The organism is Klebsiella sp. RIT-PI-d (assembly GCF_001187865.1).
In the GTDB taxonomy this organism is placed as follows: Bacteria; Pseudomonadota; Gammaproteobacteria; order Enterobacterales; family Enterobacteriaceae; genus Superficieibacter.
In genome coordinates this window covers 1-4326 of record NZ_LGIT01000010.1, presented here as the reverse complement: position 1 = coordinate 4326, position 4326 = coordinate 1, and the positions used below count along the sequence as shown (strand labels likewise).

Sequence of the window (4326 nt, the reverse complement as noted above, 5' to 3'; positions counted from 1 at the left end):
AGATTTTGCCTGGCGGCACTAGCGCGGCGGTCCCACCTGACCCCATGCCGAACTCAGAAGTGAAACGCCGTAGCGCCGATGGTAGTGTGGGGTCTCCCCATGCGAGAGTAGGGAACTGCCAGGCATCAAACAAGTGAAAAGCCCATCCTCACGGATGGGCTTTTTGCGTTTTTGTCGTAAAAAAATTTGTCACAACTGCTCTGCCGCTGATCCATAACCACAAGCCATACCCCAGCATATGCGGTAAACTAGGCACGATTTTGCATCAGGATAGCATCTATGACCCACTCCCTTAAGCCCTGGAATACCTTTGGCATTGACCAGTCTGCAAACGAGATTGTCTGTGTCGAAAATGAGCAGCAACTGTTAAGCGCCTGGCAGAACGCCATCCAACAGCATCATCCCGTACTATTATTGGGAGAGGGTAGTAACGTTCTGTTTCTTACCTCTTTTAGTGGCACGGTTATTATTAACCGGATCAAAGGAGTTCACATCGTCGAGCAGGATGATGCCTGGCATATCCATGTTGGCGCTGGGGAAAACTGGCATCATCTGGTGCAATATACGCTGGAGCGGGGGATGCCCGGCCTGGAAAACCTGGCAATGATCCCTGGCTGCGTCGGTTCTTCACCTATCCAGAATATCGGTGCCTATGGCGTCGAATTACAGCATGTTTGTGACTATGTTGATTGCATCGAACTCTCTGGCGGGCAGGCATTACGCCTTCCAGCGTCAGAGTGTCGTTTCGGCTATCGTGATAGTATTTTCAAGCATGAATATCAGGATCGCTACGCTATCGTAGCGGTAGGTCTGCGTCTGCCAAAAGTATGGCAGCCGGTTTTGACCTATGGCGATCTTACGCGTTTTGAACCTGCAACCGTAACGCCTCGCCAGGTATATGACGCTGTTTGCCATATGCGTACCACTAAACTCCCCGATCCTAATGTTAATGGTAATGCCGGAAGTTTCTTTAAAAATCCGGTTATTAGTAGCGAAGATGCGTCTGCACTGTTCTCAGCGTTTCCAGATATTCCACATTATCCGCAGGCAGATGGCTCAGTCAAACTTGCTGCCGGATGGCTTATCGATCGGTGCCAACTTAAAGGGACCCAAATTGGTGGTGCCGCGGTCCATAAACATCAGGCATTAGTGCTGATTAATGCCGGTAATGCTCTCAGTGAGGATATTGTTCAGTTAGCACATCTGGTTCGGCAGCAGGTAGGTGATAAATTTAACGTATGGCTTGAACCTGAGGTTCGTTTTATTGGCGACCATGGTGAAGTTAGCGCTGTGGAGACTATCGCGTGAAAGACAATACCATCCCGTTGACACTAGTATCCATCTTATCTGACGGAGACTTCCACTCAGGCGAACAGTTAGGTGAACAGCTGGGCATGAGCCGGGCGGCAATTAATAAACATATCCAGACGCTACGCGACTGGGGTGTCGACGTTTTTACCGTCCCTGGCAAAGGTTATAGCCTTCCGGAACCCATTCAATTATTAAATGAAGAGCTGATCCGGGGCCAAATTGAATACGGCTCAGTAGCAGTACTCCCGGTGATTGATTCAACTAATCAATATCTTCTGGATCGCATTAGTGAGCTTCAGTCAGGCGATGTTTGCGTGGCTGAATACCAGCAGGCAGGACGCGGACGACGCGGGCGTAAATGGTTTTCACCGTTTGGCGCTAATCTGTATCTCTCAATGTACTGGCGTCTGGAACAAGGACCTGCTGCCGCTATAGGCTTAAGCCTGGTGATTGGCATCGTGATGGCTGAAGTATTGCACGATCTCGGGGCTACACAGGTTCGGGTCAAATGGCCTAACGACCTCTATCTACAAGATCGCAAGCTGTCGGGTATTCTGGTCGAGCTAACCGGGAAAACCGGCGACGCGGCACAGATTGTTATTGGTGCCGGTATCAATTTGGCGATGCGTCGTGTAGAGGAAGATGTTATCAACCAGGGATGGATCAATCTTCAGGAAGCCGGGATCACTATCGATCGTAATACGCTTGCTGTTCGATTAATTAAAGAGTTAAGAACGTCTCTACAGCTTTTTGAACTCGAAGGTCTGACACCTTATCTGTCGCGCTGGGAAAAATTAGACAATTTTATTAACCGGCAGGTTAAACTGATCATCGGTGATAGAGAGATTGTCGGTATTTCACGCGGAATAAATGCGCAGGGCGCACTTTTACTTGAACAAAACGGTGAAATAAAACCGTGGATGGGCGGAGAAATATCGCTTCGTAGCGCAGAATAAAATAAGGGAGCGTTAGCTCCCTTATTTATTTACGTAAGCGGACTTGCCTGACCGCGTGATTAGCACTTTTAGTCATAATCAGGCTGGCTCGCTCACGGGTAGGTAATATATTTTCTTTAAGATTCAATCCGTTAATCTCTCTCCATAGCGAAGTGGCGACATTAACTGCTTCTTCTTCTGACAGCTTCGCGTAGTTATGGAAATAGGAATCAGGATCGGTAAATGCTCCTTCACGGAATCTCAGAAACCGATTGATATACCAGGTTTGTAATAACTCTTCCGGCGCATCAACGTAAATAGAAAAATCTACAAAATCAGAAACAAATACATGATGCGGATCGTGCGGATAATCCATTCCGCTTTGTAATACATTCAGGCCTTCGAGGATCAATATATCCGGCTGAGAAACATTTTTATCGCCGTCAGGGATGACGTCGTATATCAGGTGCGAATATACGGGAGCAGTAGCATTTGGTACGCCTGATTTGATATCAGAAACAAACTTAACCAGTCGATGCATATCATAGGACTGAGGAAAGCCTTTCTTCTTCATTATTCCCCGATCTTTAAGCACCTGGTTTGGATGCAGAAAGCCATCGGTCGTAATAAGTTCTACGCGGCGATGCTCTGGCCAGCGGCTTAACAGCGCCTGTAATACGCGAGCCGTCGTACTTTTACCAACTGCCACGCTACCGGCAATACTGATGATATAGGGGATTCGTTGCCCATTAGTTCCAAGAAATTGCTCAAGCACGGCCTGACGACGCAAATTGGAACTAATGTAGAAGTTGAGCAAACGCGATAGCGGCAGATAAATTTCGGCGACTTCGTCCAGCGAAAGGTCTTCGTTAATCCCTTTTAAGCGGGCGATTTCACCTTCTGTCAGCGTCATCGGAACAGAGTCCCGGAGCGCCGCCCACTGGCGACGGTCGAATTCCATGTAAGGCGTCATTAACGCGAGGTCTTTTTTGCTCATAAACATGTTTCTCGCTGCCCTCCAGTCCTCTACAGGAAGAGTGAACGAAGGCGCGGCACATTTCAGTTAATTTACACAATGGGCAGGAGGTTAACACCAGATGAAAAGGAAGATAAGAAAAAATCGCCTCAAGCCGTTCAATCTTCCTCATAAAAATGATCTATTCCATTATTCGCACGCTGCAAGTACCGTTCAGATTCGGGAATAAATGGTGAATTATTGCTCGGAGATGAGCAAAATTACATCAAATTCGCCCTGTTGCGCATAAAATATGAGCGATAGAACGATTTATGCAATTTTTTAGTTGCATGCCGCCTCATGACTACCTAAAATGCGCGCTACTTGATGCCGACTTAGCTCAGTAGGTAGAGCAACTGACTTGTAATCAGTAGGTCACCAGTTCGATTCCGGTAGTCGGCACCATCAAGTCCGGTGGGGTTCCCGAGCGGCCAAAGGGAGCAGACTGTAAATCTGCCGTCACAGACTTCGAAGGTTCGAATCCTTCCCCCACCACCATTTCTGGCAACGCATAGCGTCGCCTGAGTTGGTTCAGTAAAATGAACCGACTTAAACAGAAAGAACTGGGTAGCCGAGTTTCAGGATGCGGGCATCGTATAATGGCTATTACCTCAGCCTTCCAAGCTGATGATGCGGGTTCGATTCCCGCTGCCCGCTCCAGACGTGCTGATATGGCTCAGTTGGTAGAGCGCACCCTTGGTAAGGGTGAGGTCCCCAGTTCGACTCTGGGTATCAGCACCACTTCTTTATCTCTCCTCCCCTGTTTTCCTTCTGTTATTTTCATTCAACAAGTCGGGCGTGTTGCCTGGTTGATGTGGTGATATCACCGATTTATCCGTGTCTTAGAGGGACAATCGATGTCTAAAGAAAAGTTTGAACGTACAAAACCGCACGTTAACGTCGGTACTATCGGCCACGTTGACCATGGTAAAACAACGCTGACCGCTGCAATCACTACCGTACTGGCTAAGACCTACGGCGGTGCTGCTCGCGCATTCGATCAGATCGATAACGCGCCGGAAGAAAAAGCTCGTGGTATCACCATCAACACCTCTCACGTTGAAT

Annotated in this window: 4 protein-coding genes, 4 tRNA genes and 1 rRNA gene; 8 read left to right on the top strand and 1 reads right to left on the bottom strand. The window is 48.2% G+C overall.

Annotated features, from left to right (window positions below; translation table 11 throughout):
• Nucleotides 1-8: 8 nt before the first annotated feature.
• The 3 genes from rrf to birA all read left to right on the top strand — a co-directional run bounded on the left by rrf (nucleotide 9) and on the right by birA (nucleotide 2267).
• A 5S ribosomal RNA gene (rrf, locus tag AC791_RS16935) occupies nucleotides 9-124 on the top strand.
• 155 nt (nucleotides 125-279) lie between these two features.
• Complete coding sequence (murB, locus tag AC791_RS16930; RefSeq protein ID WP_049841671.1) at nucleotides 280-1308, top strand: UDP-N-acetylmuramate dehydrogenase; 1029 nt, start codon at nucleotides 280-282, stop codon at nucleotides 1306-1308.
• Nucleotides 1305-2267: a bifunctional biotin--[acetyl-CoA-carboxylase] ligase/biotin operon repressor BirA gene (birA, locus tag AC791_RS16925; protein WP_049841670.1), complete on the top strand. Its 963-nt coding sequence runs from the start codon at nucleotides 1305-1307 to the stop codon at nucleotides 2265-2267. The genes murB and birA overlap by 4 nt, the downstream gene beginning before the upstream one ends.
• A 25-nt stretch (nucleotides 2268-2292) precedes the next feature.
• Here the strand turns inward: birA and coaA are convergent, their stop codons facing one another.
• Nucleotides 2293-3243, bottom strand: a complete 951-nt coding sequence (gene coaA, locus AC791_RS16920; RefSeq protein ID WP_072094397.1) for a type I pantothenate kinase — start codon at nucleotides 3241-3243, stop codon at nucleotides 2293-2295.
• Between the two features lie 347 nt (nucleotides 3244-3590).
• On the opposite strand from coaA, the gene AC791_RS16915 reads away from it, so the two are divergent.
• The 5 genes from AC791_RS16915 to AC791_RS16895 all read left to right on the top strand — a co-directional run.
• Nucleotides 3591-3666: transfer RNA gene (locus tag AC791_RS16915), tRNA-Thr, on the top strand.
• Nucleotides 3667-3674: 8 nt separating this feature from the next.
• A tRNA-Tyr gene (locus AC791_RS16910) sits at nucleotides 3675-3759 on the top strand.
• 87 nt (nucleotides 3760-3846) lie between these two features.
• Nucleotides 3847-3921 (top strand) — tRNA-Gly (locus AC791_RS16905).
• 5 nt (nucleotides 3922-3926) lie between these two features.
• Nucleotides 3927-4002 (top strand) — tRNA-Thr (locus tag AC791_RS16900).
• 116 nt (nucleotides 4003-4118) lie between these two features.
• Nucleotides 4119-4326, top strand: a 208-nt coding sequence (locus AC791_RS16895) for a GTP-binding protein (RefSeq protein ID WP_000031660.1), incomplete at its 3' end; no start/stop codon positions are given.